The sequence below is a fragment of the Maribellus sp. YY47 genome (assembly GCF_023111095.1).
Taxonomy (GTDB): Bacteria; Bacteroidota; Bacteroidia; order Bacteroidales; family Prolixibacteraceae; genus Draconibacterium.
In genome coordinates this window covers 85,759-101,228 of sequence record NZ_JALGYW010000016.1, presented here as the reverse complement: position 1 = coordinate 101,228, position 15,470 = coordinate 85,759, and the positions used below count along the sequence as shown (strand labels likewise).

At 42.8% G+C, this 15,470-nt stretch carries 14 protein-coding genes; 4 read left to right on the top strand and 10 right to left on the bottom strand.

The annotated features are described in order from the left end of the window. Positions 1-49: 49 nt before the first annotated feature. Positions 50-673, top strand: coding sequence for a LysE family transporter (locus tag MR764_RS14265; protein WP_247980110.1), 624 nt, complete (start codon positions 50-52; stop codon positions 671-673). Between the two features lie 38 nt (positions 674-711). Here MR764_RS14265 and MR764_RS14260 read toward each other — a convergent pair whose 3' ends face one another. From MR764_RS14260 to MR764_RS14245, 4 genes are all read right to left on the bottom strand, one after another. Then, positions 712-1,515, bottom strand: coding sequence for an SDR family oxidoreductase (locus MR764_RS14260; protein WP_247980109.1), 804 nt, complete (start codon positions 1,513-1,515; stop codon positions 712-714). A 113-nt stretch (positions 1,516-1,628) separates the two neighbouring features. Next, entirely contained in the window at positions 1,629-4,130 is a 2,502-nt protein-coding gene (locus tag MR764_RS14255) for an AsmA-like C-terminal region-containing protein (RefSeq protein WP_247980108.1), read from the bottom strand. A 392-nt stretch (positions 4,131-4,522) separates the two neighbouring features. Beyond that, on the bottom strand, positions 4,523-5,776 hold the full coding sequence (locus MR764_RS14250; RefSeq protein WP_247980107.1) for a competence/damage-inducible protein A: 1,254 nt from the start codon (positions 5,774-5,776) through the stop codon (positions 4,523-4,525). A 778-nt stretch (positions 5,777-6,554) separates the two neighbouring features. Beyond that, positions 6,555-7,793: a M48 family metallopeptidase gene (locus MR764_RS14245; RefSeq protein ID WP_247980106.1), complete on the bottom strand. Its 1,239-nt coding sequence runs from the start codon at positions 7,791-7,793 to the stop codon at positions 6,555-6,557. A 175-nt stretch (positions 7,794-7,968) separates the two neighbouring features. Here MR764_RS14245 and MR764_RS14240 point away from each other — a divergent pair, with 175 nt between their 5' ends. After that, positions 7,969-9,015, top strand: coding sequence for a M20 family metallo-hydrolase (locus MR764_RS14240; protein ID WP_247980105.1), 1,047 nt, complete (start codon positions 7,969-7,971; stop codon positions 9,013-9,015). On the opposite strand, the gene MR764_RS14235 is transcribed toward MR764_RS14240, so the two are convergent. The 4 genes from MR764_RS14235 to MR764_RS14220 all read right to left on the bottom strand — a co-directional run bounded on the left by MR764_RS14235 (position 9,010) and on the right by MR764_RS14220 (position 11,745). After that, complete coding sequence (locus tag MR764_RS14235) at positions 9,010-9,474, bottom strand: hypothetical protein (protein WP_247980104.1); 465 nt, start codon at positions 9,472-9,474, stop codon at positions 9,010-9,012. The genes MR764_RS14240 and MR764_RS14235 overlap by 6 nt on opposite strands. A gap of 79 nt (positions 9,475-9,553) precedes the next feature. After that, positions 9,554-9,733 carry a hypothetical protein gene (locus MR764_RS14230; RefSeq protein WP_247980103.1) on the bottom strand — a complete coding sequence of 60 codons (180 nt, stop codon included), beginning with the start codon at positions 9,731-9,733 and terminating at the stop codon, positions 9,554-9,556. 32 nt (positions 9,734-9,765) lie between these two features. Beyond that, entirely contained in the window at positions 9,766-10,308 is a 543-nt protein-coding gene (locus MR764_RS14225; RefSeq protein ID WP_247980102.1) for a hypothetical protein, read from the bottom strand. A 120-nt stretch (positions 10,309-10,428) separates the two neighbouring features. Then, entirely contained in the window at positions 10,429-11,745 is a 1,317-nt protein-coding gene (locus tag MR764_RS14220; protein WP_247980101.1) for a hypothetical protein, read from the bottom strand. Positions 11,746-12,505: 760 nt separating this feature from the next. Between MR764_RS14220 and MR764_RS14215 the strand changes: the two genes are divergently transcribed. Next, positions 12,506-13,225, top strand: coding sequence for a DUF6261 family protein (locus MR764_RS14215; RefSeq protein ID WP_247980100.1), 720 nt, complete (start codon positions 12,506-12,508; stop codon positions 13,223-13,225). A gap of 129 nt (positions 13,226-13,354) precedes the next feature. Here the strand turns inward: MR764_RS14215 and MR764_RS14210 are convergent, their stop codons facing one another. Next, positions 13,355-13,630 carry an Lrp/AsnC ligand binding domain-containing protein gene (locus MR764_RS14210; protein WP_247980099.1) on the bottom strand — a complete coding sequence of 92 codons (276 nt, stop codon included), beginning with the start codon at positions 13,628-13,630 and terminating at the stop codon, positions 13,355-13,357. 231 nt (positions 13,631-13,861) lie between these two features. Here MR764_RS14210 and MR764_RS14205 point away from each other — a divergent pair, with 231 nt between their 5' ends. Beyond that, a complete protein-coding gene (locus MR764_RS14205; protein ID WP_247980098.1) occupies positions 13,862-14,959 on the top strand; it encodes an acyltransferase in 1,098 nt (365 codons plus the stop codon). Between the two features lie 43 nt (positions 14,960-15,002). Here MR764_RS14205 and MR764_RS14200 read toward each other — a convergent pair whose 3' ends face one another. Further along, entirely contained in the window at positions 15,003-15,446 is a 444-nt protein-coding gene (locus MR764_RS14200; protein ID WP_247980097.1) for a VOC family protein, read from the bottom strand. Between the last annotated feature and the right edge of the window lie 24 nt (positions 15,447-15,470).

The following is a 15,470-nucleotide window of genomic DNA, read 5'->3' as shown; positions in this document are numbered from 1 at the left end:
TTAAACTGCATCATATTTTTTGTTTAAAACATTGGGTTATCTTTGCGTGATGTTGTTAAAATTTTGGTTAGAAGGAATACTAATTGGAGTGCTGGCCTCGGCACCGCTGGGTCCAATCGGGATACTGGTAATACAGCGTACGTTAAATCACGGCCGCACCACAGGTTTCTATTCCGGACTTGGCGCTGCGCTTTCCGATCTTGTTTACGCAGCATTTGCCGGTTTTGGAATGGCGCTGATCGTCGGAATTATCAAACAACACGAAGTATGGGTAAAATTGGCGGGCGCCATTATTTTGGTTCTGCTCGGAATCTTTATCTTTTTCTCTCACCCCGAACGACAGGCCGTTAAAAAACTAAATCAGCGAATAAATCCATTCAAACATATTGCAGGAACCTTTGCGATCGGAATCTCCAACCCGCATATTATGTTGTTCCATGTAGCTATGTTCTCCGGTTTTGGAATTGTTTTCTCGCATAAAAACCTCGACGAGGTATTCTTTGTACTTCTGGGAGTTACAATGGGATGTCTTTTGTGGTGGTTTAGCCTTTCCTGGCTGATCGATCTCTTCCGAGCCCGTTTCAGCGTAAAAATACTATTATGGTTCAACCGGATTGCAGGTGTCGCCATTATCGTTTTTGTGATTATCTATATGCTAAAAAGCCTTGTTTAACAACAAAGCTTTGCAAATATCTACAAAAAATCGTTTCGTTATTTTAATGGAGAATCAGGCTCGTTTTTGAACACCTGGTAAATGATCTGATCAACAATCCAGGCCCACAATTTGGCAATCAAAACAATCACTTTCCCATCCCACAGAGAAATTATCATTTTGCGCCGTCGGTTTTTGATGGCACGATACATAATACTCGCACATCGTTCTGCCGACATCATTCGGGCTTCGTTCCGGGGTGTTTCACCCTGCTGACGGCCATCGCTGACCAAAGCTGTTTTCCTAATCTCGGAGGCTGTAAAACCTGGCGCAGCAACCAAAACATGCAAGCCCGAACGCAGGTACTCGATCCTGACCGTATCCAAAAATCCGCGAACCGCAAATTTGGAAGCCGAATATCCCGTACGACCGGGTAACCCGATGTAGCCGCCCGTAGAGATTACGCCGACAACAGAGCCTTTTTGCTTCAGGATATGCGGTAATGCATACTTGGTGCAGTAAACCGTTCCCCAGTAGTTAACGTTCATCAAGCGGTGCAAAACATCCAGTTCCACATCCTCAAAAATAGCACGCATCGAAATGCCGGCATTGTTAATCAGGATATCAATTTTTCCAAACTTGGCTACAGCCTGATCGATCAGATTTTTACAGTCTTCAGGTGATGTCACATCGGTCTTTACCGGTAAAACTTCTACATTGGAGAGTTGTTCCCTGAGTGTTTCGAGACGGTCAATTCGTCGGGCAGCTAAAACAAGGTTAAAACCTTTTTCGGCAAATTTTTCCGCCAGCGCTTTTCCGATTCCCGAAGAAGCGCCGGTTATAACGACTACTTTTTTTTGCATAAATAATGGATCTGAAGACTGCTGTAGTTCTAATAAAACCCGAAATTACACATTTTTCTAGATTCTCGGCGGTTTCAGAAATATATTAGTGGGATTCTTCTCGCTCGTGTTAATTATTTCTCAATTAATTTTAACAGGCCTTTCCCCAGTTTATCCAGCGAATTTTTCACATCATCTTTTGTGGCATCGGTCACCGCTTTGGTCGTTTTCGACAAATCGGGACTTACTTTTGGATTTCCGACCGGACCGTTGATCACCACTCCCGCCGGAAGCATTTTGATCTTTTCATTTCCAGGAATTACAGCCAGAATCTTCTGAATATCCGGGCCAAAGGCATCGCGTTCCACATTAAAATCGAGCCGCATATCAATCAGGTTCTCCACGCTCAATGTACCGGCCACGGTTGTCTCCTGCCCGATCACTTTGGTTTTGAAAGGTTTCAGAAGAAGGTTCCCGTTCTCCACATTCAGATTGGCCACAAAGTCAGCCACGCGAATATCTTTTAACTTTTCCGCTTTGATGATACCGTTCAACTGGTTAAAAACAGGCGAATTTACGATTTCAAGATTCTGCGTGCTAAACGTTCCGCTGCCGTTGGCCGACGCCGGAATCAAACTTAGTTTTTCACCCAGTTGTCCTTTCAAGGCAAATTTTGAACTCAATTTACCCGTGCTGTTTCCTGCTCCCGGAAGCATGTTCTTGAATCCGGATAAGGTGCGAAACATCGTCGGTATGTCAAAACTGCTGATATCGAAGCCAAAATCGAAAATCGGTTTGTTATCGGGTGTATTTTTATACGAACCGTTCATGTTCATTTTTCCCTCCAGCATATCCATAGTCAGGTTTTGCAGGGTAAGTTTCTGATCAGCCGCCTTTATCACACCGGTGATATTCCGGATCGGAATCCGGTTGAAAACAGCGTTATCGATGTCTGAACGGAAAGTTACATTGATTTTATCCGGCACATCAAACGCCAATACATTGTCTTCCTCTTCATTTGCCGCTGATTTTTCAGCTTTTGTATCAGAAACAGCCACATCTTCGGCCTGTAAACGCAGCAGTTCATTCAGATTGACCCGTTTCGAATTCAACTGAAGATTGGCATTCAGCACACCTTCTTTCAGAAAATAATTCAGGTAATTGCTAACGGTTCCCGACAAACGGAAATCGCTTTCGCCCAACTGCATCAAAAATTCACTCAATGTGATCTTATCGGGAGAGAAACTCAGGTTTCCTTTGGGAACCAGCACCGGCTGTGTCAGTTCGGGAGTTTCATATACAAAGTTCTGCAACGAAACAGTGCCATCAGAACGGATCTTGTCGTATTTTTCCGCTTCCACATCCGAATAACTGCCACGGGCCATCAGGTTGGCATCAATCACACCCGACATGTTTACACTGTCCATCGGCAGCGCATTCTTTAAATGCGAAAGGTTCACTTTTCCTTTTAAGGCACCATCGAAATAAGGATCGCTCATCGGAGTGCTCACCGCCAGCGTGAAATCTACCGGATTCTGGTGAATTTCAGCATGTGCTTCGTTTACATTTATTTTGGTCAGATCCAGATCGCCCTGCGGCTTTTCAATATTTACGGCTGCCCTGATGTTCTTGATTTCTTCGGGCATATCGGCATAGCGCAGGTTACCGTTCTGAATGTTAATATTCAGGCTAAACTCCGGATAATCTTCCCCGAAATAAAAACCTTTGAGAGCGCCTTTGATATCAGCATTACCCTGCGCATGAATGTCTTTCATGTACGACTCGTATACCGGCGGTACCAAAGCCAGGAAGTTTTCAAAGCCCGATGACTTGGTATTGAGTTGCAAATCAAAAAACACTGTATCAGAAGGCATTTTAAACGATCCGCCCAATTCAAGCGGCAGTCGGTTTACCATTAGTTCGTTCTCGGTAATGGTAAAATTCATCGATTCAAAATCCACATCGAGCAAGGTTTTTACGGCCAGTGTAGTTTTTGAGATGTACTGAATTCCTCCGTACTCCAACGAAAAATCGCCTACATTTCCTCCGGTTTCCAAACTGGTTCCCTGTCCGTACATTTTTCCTGTAACATCCAGGTTTACATCCGATAGGGCCAGATTCATATTCAGTGATTTGTCGGTGTATTTCAGATGGGAATGAAGGATTTCAATTTTATCCAGGTTAAGCTGAAAGTCATCTTCCGAAGTTAACTCAGCTTGTTGTTCCGCCTGATTTTCTCCGGCAGGGACAAGGTCCCAGTTGGCGGCGCCGTTTTCATTCACCAAAAGATTGATAAATGCCTGATCAATCACGATCGACTCCACTTCCATATCGGATGGATTAAAAAGCGATGCCAGATCAATGGTAGTACGCAGCGACGGAATGCTCAGCAAGGTATCGTTTTCAAAAGCGCCTGTTCCGGTAATCAGCATATCTTTCAGATCGACACTGGCTTTGGGAAAATTGCGAAACAGCGAAATCTTAAGATCGGCCAGTTCTACTTTCGCATTTAACTCCTTATTCAGTGTTCGTTTGGCATAATCGAGCAGGTTTTGCTTAAAGAAAACCGGGATGGCGACTAAAGCACCAACAATTACAAAAATTATGACTAACAGGATGATTATAATTCTTTTCATGGACCTTTTATTTTCTTCAAAAATACATAATAGAAACGCAGAACGCGCATTGATGTTGTTAAAAGAATAAAAACTGTGTTAAGGCGATGTTCCCGGGCAAAAGCACAGAATATTTCAAGCTCGTCTGCAACAGTCGGAGGACAATTGTGCCGAATGCATGAATGCTATAATGCCGAAATGCTTTAATAATTGATAGCTGATGCCTCTCATACCCGCAGCTTTTCATGCTTTAACTGATTCAAGACAGTAAAGCAATATTCTTTCTGTGCAGAGTTAATTCCCAAGCTGAACAAGTTATAAAAGATTGATGGCAGATTATTCAATCGTTCAATCTAAAACCGGTTGAAATATTTTGCGAACAATACACGAATATCGTTGATAAACTACTAAAATCAATGGTTTGTTTCTTCCAAAATCAGTTGCCGCAACAGCTGCAAGGCGGTTTGTGCAGAACGAACGATGTTCCGTTCGCGGTGATCACCCACAAAAACATATTTCCGGGCAAATGTTTTATGCTGTCCGGTCAATGCAATCCACACCGTACCCACGGGTTTTTCTTCGGTTCCGCCGGTTGGGCCGGCAATACCGGTAGTTGCCACAGCATAATCTGCATTCAGCAGGCGTTTGACACCCGCCGCCATTTGCAGCGCCACCTCTTCGCTCACTGCGCCAAAGCTTTCGAGCGATTCAGCGCTTACTCCCAACACCTGTTGTTTTACCTCGTTGGCATACGAAGTAACTCCGCCCTTGTAATACTCCGAGCTTCCCGAAACAGAGGTAATCAGATGCGAAATATAACCTCCGGTGCAGCTTTCGGCCACTGCCAGTGTTTTTCCGTTGGCTGCCAGCATTTGTCCGATCACACTGGCCAGCGTATCCTCATCGTAGCCAAAAATGCTTTCTGAAATCAGCGGTCTGAGTTTTTCAATCTCAGCTTCCACCTCTTTTTTTAGTGTCTCTTCGTTGTCGCCATAAGCAGAAAGGCGCAAACGTACCGACATTGGATTGGGCAAATAAGCCAGTTTTATGTGTTTGGGCAGCGCATCTTCCCAGTCTGAAATACGGTCGGCCAGCATCGATTCGGGCACCCCTTGAGTCAAAACGGTTTTGTGAAAAATGGCTTTGGTGCGGCCGGTATCGCGCAAACGAGGCAACAGTTCAAACTCCACTAAGTACTGCATTTCAAAAGGCACACCCGGCATCGAAACAAAAATGGTATCGTTCCGTTCAAACCACATTCCCGGAGCAGTTCCCATTTTATTGGGTAAAATCGTGCACGATTCGGGCAACATCGCCTGATCCCGGTTCAAACGGTTTACATCGATTCCACGGTTGGCAAAACGCACTTTTATGGCTTCCAATGTTGGTTCGTGAAAAACGAGATGTGTATCGAAATACTCACAAAGCACACCTTTGGTAATATCGTCTTTGGTGGGGCCCAAACCTCCGGTTATTACTACGAGGTCCACTTTTTCCTCTGCGTTCCGAATGGCTTCCAGAATGTGCTTCCGATCGTCGTGAACCGAAGTGATCTGGTATATTTCAATGCCGTTTAAACTGAACTGCTGGCCCATCCAGGCCGAATTGGTATCGACGATCTGACCAATCAGAATTTCGTCGCCTATGGTAATGATCTCTGCTTTCATTCGTTTATAATTGTTGCTCTTTAAGGCAACTCACAAGTTTTCTTTCTGAAGCCAAAATTAATATTCTTTGGCCGATATGAAACGCTGATGAAACTGATCTTGAAAGACGGAACAGCGAAAATCAGCAGAATCTGAGTTATCAGCTTTCTATTCTTTACTCCACCTTCTTCAATTGAATACGGAAGAATCTTATTCTTCTTTGCTTCTCTGTCTGAAAAGTTCTTTTAGAACTTCACCGAAACGACCAACAAGCAGTAAGTAAACCAAATTATGCCTCGCAGCGTTACTTGCAAGGAATTTGTTTTTGAACGCCCCCTGTTACAACTAATTTTTCAGGCACTGCTTTATCCGAAAGTCGCTAAAATCAGGTTCTCGCAAAGGGCACAAGAAGCGCAAAGATCGCAAAACACAGAATATCAGTTCCTGTCTTTGCGCGCTCTGTGTAAAGCTTGGCGTTCTTTGCGTGAATATTTCCTTTTTGAGGCACCTCATGAACTACTCTTTGCACATAAATATGAATTTGCAAAAGCCAGGGAATAAGGAATAACCAATAAAAAAGCATCGAGAGCTGAATTACTTGAGCTAACATTTTCTTATTCCTTATTTCATGCTTCTTATTAAAAATCGTTCATATTCTCTTCAAATTCCGGAAAAAGATATGTATGCATAGAGGGCTCCTCATGCAGGAAAGTAAATATCCTGACTATCATCACTATTAGTGATACCTCTAAAAGATAATTACATAATGCTGCATGGCATTAAAATACTTGCTCTCTGCTTATTTCTCAAACTGTTTCAGATGATCGAGGCGTTGCAAAAGCGTTGGATGCGAATAATGAAAAAATACATACGTTTTGTGTGGTGTCAGGTTGCTGAGGTTGTTTACCGACAGCTTTTTCAAGGCCGAAGCCAAAGCTTCCGCACTGTAATTTTCAGCGGCAAAGCGGTCGGCCTGGTATTCGTTGCGGCGCGACAGGATGTTCATAAAAATTCCGGTAAAAAACGAAATGGGCGTATAAAGCACACCAAAAGCCACCAGCCCGATGTGAAAGTTAGGTTTTTCCACTCCCAGTGCACGGCTCAGGTGCGGATTGTTGATCAGCAGCCCCAGAATAAACAACACAACTCCGGTTTGGATCAGGCCGATGATCAGTCCCTGAACCACGTGTTTCTTTTTGTTGTGGCCAATTTCATGTGCCAGCACCGAAACAATCTCTTCGGTGGTCATATCCTTGATGAGCGTATCATATAAAACAATTCGCTTTTTAGCCCCCAGCCCGGTAAAATAAGCATTGGCTTTGGTGGAACGTTTCGAACCGTCGATCACAAAAATATTATCGAGCTTAAAACCTACTTTTTTTGAGAATTCGCTAATGGCATCGCGCAGTTCGCCGTCTTCGAGCGGAGTTTGCTTGTTGAACAGCGGCACAATAAGGTTGGAATAAAACATCGCCATAAAAATGGAGAATACAGAAACCACCACCCATGCGTAAAACCAGAATGCAGCACCTGTTTTCTGGTAAATAAAAACGATCAGTGCCAGCAAACCACCTCCAATGAGTCCGCTAACGAGCCAGCCTTTTATTTTATCGAGTACAAATATTTTGGGAGTTGTTTTGTTAAAGCCGTATTTCTCCTCGATCTTAAAAACATCGTACACCGAAAACGGCAGATTGATTAAATCGGATGCAAACATCAGAATTCCAAAGAAGATGAGCGCTGCGACAATGGCACTTGACGTCAGGCTCCAGGCCCAGCTGTCAACCAACGCAAAACCAAAAAACAGGAACATTGCCAGCGTCACGGCCATGGAAAAACTTCCTGAGATCATCCCAAACCGGTGGTTCTCGCGTTCGTAAGCCTGTTGCTTGCGGTATTTCTCCTCATCGTAAATCCCCTTCACTTCTTCGGGCAGGGTATCACTCCATTGGGTCGTATTCAGATAATCGAGATACTTTTCAAAAAGAAAATCTACAACCAGTATAGCAATGATGAGCCAAAACAGAAATTCGTGCATATTGTTATAGTTTTGAAACAACAAAGATAACAGCAGAGCAGACATTGAAAAATAAAACATACACGCGAACGCCGTTTGCCTTCCTAAAGCAGAGTCGGAGGTATGAAAACGGATGCGAAATGAATGCAGATAATGTTTTTTTTATCACATTTGCACCCTGAATGGAAATTTTCATATGAATCGTTACATTGATTTACTAATAAAACTTATCGCAACGCCTTCGTTCAGTAAAGAAGAAGCCAACGCGGCAGAAATTATGCGCTCGTTTCTTGATAAAGAGGGCGTTCTGTATCAGACCAAGGAAAACAACACCTGGGCGCTTTGTAAGTATTTCGATAAGCACAAACCAACTGTATTACTTAATTCACACATCGACACGGTACGTCCGGCCAAAGGCTATACCAAAGACCCTTTTGCTCCGATTGAAGATGGCGATATTTTGTACGGACTGGGAAGTAACGATGCCGGAGGGCCGCTGGTAGCATTGTTGGCCGCCTTTGTGCATTTTTACGAACGTGAAGACCTTCCTTTCAACCTGATTTACGCAGCCACTGCCGAAGAAGAAATTTCGGGACGCCGCGGACTGGAGATCGTGCTGCCCGAAATAGCGCCGATCCGTTTTGCCATTGTTGGCGAGCCTACCCGCATGGAACTGGCCATTGCTGAAAAAGGCCTGTTGGTACTCGACTGTTATGCCCATGGACGATCGGGGCATGCTGCCCGCGAAGAAGGCGAAAACGCGCTTTACAAAGCCATCAAGGACATTCAGATACTTCAAAACTACGAGTTCGAGAAAGTTTCCAATGTACTGGGAAAAGTAAAAATGTCGGTGACACAGATCGAAGCCGGAACCCAGCACAATGTGGTACCCGACATTTGTCATTTTGTGGCCGATGTGCGTACCAACGAGTTTTACTCGAACAAGGAAGCTGCCCGCATTGTGAGCGAGCTGATCGAATCGGAAGTGAAGCCCCGATCGGTGCGGCTGAACTCTTCGGGAATCAGCGAAGAGCATCCTTTTGCGCAGATTGCCAAACGCAGGGGAATTCGGATTTACGGCTCTCCTACTACTTCGGATCAGGCCATTATGTCGAACCCGTCGGTAAAAATGGGCCCCGGCGACTCGGCCCGTTCGCACACCGCCGACGAATACATTTACAAAAGCGAAATTTTAAAAGGCATTCAGCAATATATTGATATGCTGGAAGAGTTGAAGCTATAGGATTTTATCTTTTACTGCCTGTTCCAGCCTGCCCAGTTCAACAAAGGCAAGCAGCACATACAATGCGGTCATGGCAACAAGTACCACCAGGTATGCGGTGGCTCCCAACGAGAGAAATGCAGTCGAAAATAAAAAGATTATTACCAGCCCTGTAAACACACTCGAAAACCCGATGGAATACCTGACTGAAAGGTGTATTTTATCCGCCTCTTGTTCGAATCGGAACTTTGCGATTACGTCGGGGCGTAGTTGAAACAGCTGTTTCCGGTATTTCGACAGCCAGAATCCATTGGGGGTCCAGTTTCCGACAAAGGTTTTTAGGGTGTACCCGGTGTAACTCTGTTTAAAAATCAACTGCGGGTTTACATTGGTTTTGCACGTTTCTTCCGTAACCTTGTCTTTTATCTGTTGAGCAGCGTGCAAATCCAGCTCATATTTCTGGCTTTTAAGTTTTATCATAGTTTATTGGCTTGTTGGCCGTAATGTTCGATGCCGTTTTCCAAACAACCACGCGAGGGAACTCGCGCGGGAGCGGAGCTTATTCAACTCTTTTATTAAATCGTTTAGTTATAAATCCTTTATAAGCAATTCCTAGATTCCACTCAAAATATCCTTTGTCTAAATCAGGATGAACTTTTTCATAATTTACAAATCCGTATCCAACTGTTCCAAATACAGATAAGTATTCATGTTCTTTTATTTTGAAATACTTATTCAAAGTCGTACCTATAATTAGTCCACCAGTTTTATTTAAAAAAACTCTTGATTTAATTCATCTTCATTAATAACACGAAAAGTTGTTCTATTATATCCTACATATGGCTCTACCGAAATCAGTTTATCAAAATCAAGAGAATAGCCAACATAGTAATCAAGTTTTATGTTATTGAGCCTGGCCGTTGTCGGAAGTATTTGTCCATTAAAATCCATTTCTTGTTTAGGATCAATTGTCCAAGGTTTAAATCTAAAACCAAAGTTTAACTTGTCAACAACCAGAATCAAATTAAAATTCGGTCCTCCATGTTGTCCAATCCAACTTGTTGTTTTTTCACCGTAATAATAGCTAGAATAAGCAACATCCATCCTAAAACCGACTTTAGAACGTGTTCGGCATTGTACTATTTTATATGGATACTGATTTGAACTGTCCTTATTTTCATGATTGTATTTCATCGAAATATTGGGTTCTATTGTCAAGGTGTCTGTAGAACAAATGGTTTCAGGGTTCCATTTTTGACCAAATGAAGTTACACTAATCAAGAATAAGGAGATAACTATTACTAATTGTTTCATATGGTGCTGTATTGTTTTTGTACAAAGGCTAACGGTTGCAATATGGCCTTAAAGGGAATGCGGAGAACGTCACTATCAAGATGCAATGAAATTGATGCGGGTGATACACTTAGCATACCTCTAAACCCCTTTTCGGCTATATTGCATGTTAGGCACTGTTTTTTTTATTTCTTCAAGATGTTTTTTTGCATAGAGGATTCTATTTCTGTCAATCGTTGCATTAAAAACTCTTTCTATATCTTTAATTTGTCTGTCAATAGTAGGCGATTCTTCCAATAATGACCATAAGTTGACTACACCCTTAAATTTATTTAATATTCTTTTTTCTTTAATTTTCCCCCAAGCCAAAATGCCCGCCTTACCTGCAACTTTACCCATATTTAAGTCCTTGAAAAGCTCTTCAGCCGATTGACTATCAATAACATTATCAAGAGCGTTTTCATAGTCAGATTCTTTAGCAATATCTATAAATCGAAACATAATTCTAGATGTTTTGTCAGTATACTTTTTAACTAAAGTTGCCCAAAAGTTTTTGTATTCTTTAATTGCCTCGATTTGTTGCTTTATCGTTTTTGCTTCATTCAAGGTTTTTTCAAAATCTTCACAGCATCTCCTAAAGTCCGTAAAATCCTCACGAATACCATTAAGGATAACTGGAATGTTTTCTCGATTTTTTGCTTTTGATAAAACAATACTTACCAATGGTGGTACTGTTTGCAATTCAGCTCCTAGATAATTTTCAGCGTCTTCAATATTCTGACCTTGAATATCGCAAATTGTCTTATATATCTCTTTAGATATTGCCTTTTTTCCAAGTTCCTGGATTTGCTGTTGATATGTAAAAACAGGTAAAGCTGCTTGTACATTAAAGTTTGTTATTGTATTGAAAAATGATTTAACAATTTCAAATGGTCTATTTATGGTCTCTCCAATTAAAACCTGATTAACTCCACCAAACGCTTCTTTTTTTCCTGTAAAACCAACAGAATATGTTTTAACGGTTTCTATTGGTTTGGAGAGGTCAGAAAGAATAAAGTTCTTTTTTATTCTTTCTGAATCTCTTTGACAGAAAGTCTCAATAGCTTTCAAAGCCGTTTCATTATCACTTTTTTCAACCTTATCAACATAAACACATTGCATGATATTGTCACCAAATCCACTAAATATGGAAACATTTTTAGATTTAGCGATAAGGTCAAATATTGGTCTCCCATTTGGAAATAGAACACTTCTTGTAATATTTATGTGTTCTATCTCACGATGAGTAAGAATAAAGTTGCTTGATAAAATGTAAGCCTCAACAAAAGCATTAAAATTGAACATAAATTCAATTGTTGGTTGTCCATAACCACCAATTACATAGTCTAATTCATCCAAAAGATTGGAAGATATTATACATGTATTATTTTCTATTGTTATCTTTTTGTCAGTTGTCATGGTTTTTTTAAAATAGTGTCTAACGTATGTATATGTGTATTACACTTATTTCGCAATTAGCTTTACTTGCTTTGTGCGCAGGTATTCAGCTAAGTATCCGTTTTTAAATAATTGCAAGCGTTTATAAACGTTATCAGTCTATGAATTCAAAGTAAGGGTGGCAAATCTCTCGCTGCAGTTCGTCTCGGGTGTCACCTTAAAGTTCAGGTACTAATTTAACAAAAGAATTGTATCGATTGCACTCGGGGTAAAACTTTTGTAAAACAGAGATTAAGGGCTAAAGCCCCTCTTCCGGAGGCATCTCTAACCCCGGCATCAATGCCGGGGCTAAACCCGAAGCTTGGCAGCCGGGCTTTCGCCCCAACTCCTCATTGACACGGTCAAAAAAAGCCACCGAACCATTTTTCATACTTTGTCCAGCAGACACGAGGTGAAAAATCATTTTTTCACTGTTTGTCTGGCTGACGAGAGGTGACAAATCACTTTTTCATGCTTTGTCTGACAGACACGGGCTGACCGAACAGTTTTTCATGCTTTGTCTGATAGACCCAAGGTGAAAAATCAGTCTTTCATCCTTTGTCGGGCTGACGCGAGCCAAAAGGCAAGTCATTGGCAGTATGAATCTTAGTTCTTCTTTTATTTGGATTTTTTGCACTAATTATCGTAAATTGTTGGGAATTAAACCACAAGCATCTGCCCACATGTAATTCATTCAAACAGGAGCAACTGGTTAACCAATGTCAAACTAAAATTTATTACTATGATTCCTTTATTAATGCTTACAAGCCGCAACACCGAAGTTGACGGCACCGCGGCGCAACTTATCCGGGGCTACGATGGCACCCCGCTCAACACCGATGCCAACCTGGAGAAAATAATGAACCCGCTAAAGGACGAGTCGGTAATGTTTGCCTCGGCCATTAAGCGGATGAAAGAGAAAAGCGAACAAAAAACCAACGACGAAATCCGCGACGAGAAAATAAGCGGCTTTTATTTTCTGCTGGTGAGTTCTTCGCATCATCCCGATGCACAGATCCGCCAGGCGGCGCTCAACCTGCTCGATATTTTTAACCACTACGGCCTCGAAATAAAAGAAGAAAGCTTTACGCGCGAGAGTTCGCTGCTCAACTCGCTGCTGGCCGATTTAAACAAACCCAAAGCGCTGGCCGACATTGCGCTGGTGCCTCAGTGTGCCGAATACATTGCGGCTTTGCAACAGGCGCAGGATACGTTCGAGGCCAGCCGTTTGGCTTTTGAGTCGGCGCAGGCAGAAGAGGGCACCCTTGAAAATGCCTCGAAAATTAAACAAGAGGTGGTGAACCGGATCAACAACCAGCTGGTGCCTTACCTGAATGTAATGACGCAGCTCGACGAGCCCACCTATGGCGCCTTTGCCCGGGTGGTGGCCGAACTGATCAGCGCCAACAACGAAGTGGTAAAAAAACGCCGCAAAAAAGACGAGGAGCCGGTAATGGATTAGCCGGGGAACCATACCATGACTGCGAGTGTACACAGACCTTCAAGGGTTTGAAAACCTTGAAGGTCTGTGTGAATTTATTCCTTAACGACGGAATCCCGAGGTCGTTCAAGCCCTTACTAAAGTTGGTTTTTAATCGCCAAGATCGAACACACCGGCCAAATCATATTTCGACAACATCCGGTAGGCAATCATCGATTCTGTTTTCTTAATGCCTTCAACCGCGTTAATTTTCTCGGTAACAATCACCGAAATATCATCCATTTCCTTATGCCGGATTATGGCCAACAGGTTGTATCTTCCACTTACCGAATAAACTTCGGTCACTCCTTTTATGGCCGAGATCTTCTCTCCCACCTCATTAATCTTTGAGTGTTTGGTTTTTATTAAAACTATTGTCGTGATCATTTTACTTATTTAATGTTTAACAATTCATAATTTATCCAGGTGAAATTTAGAAATTTCAGCAATAGCCCAGCTCAAAAACGGGAAAAACTTCGTTTAGCAGATGGATATCCACTTGTATTCCGGTAGCTTCCCCGCTCCTCTTTTTAGGAATATGGTGTTTTTCGTTTAGTTTTGCAGGCTTTACCCATCGGTACATTTGAATGATTGCGAATGCCCGGCAATGAAACCTATATGAAGCATATTACAGAAGAAAAGTTGCTGCAAAGCAAACAGCATTTTCATATTTTGGACGGATTAAGAGGGATTGCTGCCTTGGCAGTGGTGGTCTTTCATTTTATGGAGTGGATCTATCCCGACTTTACCCAAAACTTTATCGGCCATGGCTTTCTGGCTGTTGATTTTTTCTTTTGCCTCTCGGGTTTTGTGATTGCCTATGCCTACGACAAGCGACTTCCTCAAATGGGCATCCGGGCATTTTTTACTTCGCGGCTGATCCGTCTTCACCCGCTGGTTATTGCCGGAACAGTGCTTGGAGTTATCGGGCTGTTTGCCGATCCGTTTGCCGACCATGCAGCAGCCCATTCAATGGGAGCGCTGGCGCTAATGGTTCTTTGCTCGTTATTTCTGATTCCGCTGCCTACCATGGAAGAGCGGGCTTTTAACCTCTTTAGTTTGAATGCCCCTTCGTGGTCGTTGTTTTGGGAATACATTGCCAATATACTTTATGCCTTTGTTTTGGTCCGTCTTTCAAAGAAAGTGTTGGGAGTGTTACTCGTACTGGCTGCCGGAGGCATTGTGTGGGTAAGCTACCGTGCAGGTAACCTGTTGGGCGGCTGGAACGGAGCCACGTTTTTTGACGGCGGAATTCGCATGAGCTATTCTTTCCTGGCCGGTTTACTGGTGTACAGGTCGGGGTGGATCATTAAAAACAAACTGGGATTTGTGGCGCTCTCAATCCTGCTGGCTACAGCTTTTATGACTTCGGGCCTGGGCAACAGCGCAATTGTTGAACCGCTCCTGGTATTGTTTTATTTCCCCTTGCTGGTATCGCTTGGCGCCGGTTCGGTTTTGTCGGGTTCTACACAAAAAGTGTGTGTGTTTATGGGTAACATTTCCTACCCTTTATACATGACTCACTACTTTGCCATCTGGTGGTTTGGCAACTATTTCGTTTCGAAAAATCCGCCGCAGGAGTATCTTCCGTGGATTGTCGGAATCGGAACGGTTGTACTGGTATTCTTTGCCTGGCTGGTAATGAAATTCTACGATATGCCACTTCGCAATTTCCTCAGCCGGAAACGAAAGAAAATGTTGTTGAAACGGAACTAATGCGAAAAAAATGTTGTGTGTCGGGGCAGGTGGCTTGTTTGGGTTATCCGGCCTTTTCGGAGCAGTTGAACATCCACATAATACCAAACTTATCCACGCAGGCGCCATAATAATCGCCCCAGAACATCTCCTGAAGTTCCTGCTCTACGTTACCTCCTTCGGAAAGTGCAGCAAAAAGTTTCCGGGTTTCTTCGCGGGTGTCGGGCTGTAAATTGATGTAAATGTTATTTCCTTTATTTACGTTAAATCCCATTTCCGGAGGAGCATCCGACCCCATTAACATAAATCCTCCGAGTATGGGTAATCCCACGTGCATCACTTTGTCCATTACTCCCTCCGGCAGAGGCGGCATTTTGTCAGATGGAGGAACATCTTTAAACCGCATTATGCCTTGTCCGTAAAACTCGGTACCAAATACCGATTTGTAAAAAAGAAAAGCCTCTTCGGTGTTTCCCGGGAAATTGAGATAAATGTTTACTGTTGCCATAATTCTGTATTTTTAATGAATCGA

Bases quoted from the DNA above. Each gene is read 5' to 3' on its own strand.
- MR764_RS14265 (WP_247980110.1), top strand. From the start codon at position 50: ATGTTGTTAAAATTTTGGTTAGAAGGAATACTAATTGGAGTGCTGGCC.
- MR764_RS14260 (WP_247980109.1), bottom strand. From the start codon at position 1,515: ATGCAAAAAAAAGTAGTCGTTATAACCGGCGCTTCTTCGGGAATCGGA.
- MR764_RS14255 (WP_247980108.1), bottom strand. From the start codon at position 4,130: ATGAAAAGAATTATAATCATCCTGTTAGTCATAATTTTTGTAATTGTT.
- MR764_RS14250 (WP_247980107.1), bottom strand. From the start codon at position 5,776: ATGAAAGCAGAGATCATTACCATAGGCGACGAAATTCTGATTGGTCAG.
- MR764_RS14245 (WP_247980106.1), bottom strand. From the start codon at position 7,793: ATGCACGAATTTCTGTTTTGGCTCATCATTGCTATACTGGTTGTAGAT.
- MR764_RS14240 (WP_247980105.1), top strand. From the start codon at position 7,969: ATGAATCGTTACATTGATTTACTAATAAAACTTATCGCAACGCCTTCG.
- MR764_RS14235 (WP_247980104.1), bottom strand. From the start codon at position 9,474: ATGATAAAACTTAAAAGCCAGAAATATGAGCTGGATTTGCACGCTGCT.
- MR764_RS14225 (WP_247980102.1), bottom strand. From the start codon at position 10,308: ATGAAACAATTAGTAATAGTTATCTCCTTATTCTTGATTAGTGTAACT.
- MR764_RS14220 (WP_247980101.1), bottom strand. From the start codon at position 11,745: ATGACAACTGACAAAAAGATAACAATAGAAAATAATACATGTATAATA.
- MR764_RS14215 (WP_247980100.1), top strand. From the start codon at position 12,506: ATGATTCCTTTATTAATGCTTACAAGCCGCAACACCGAAGTTGACGGC.
- MR764_RS14210 (WP_247980099.1), bottom strand. From the start codon at position 13,630: ATGATCACGACAATAGTTTTAATAAAAACCAAACACTCAAAGATTAAT.
- MR764_RS14205 (WP_247980098.1), top strand. From the start codon at position 13,862: ATGAAGCATATTACAGAAGAAAAGTTGCTGCAAAGCAAACAGCATTTT.
- MR764_RS14200 (WP_247980097.1), bottom strand. From the start codon at position 15,446: ATGGCAACAGTAAACATTTATCTCAATTTCCCGGGAAACACCGAAGAG.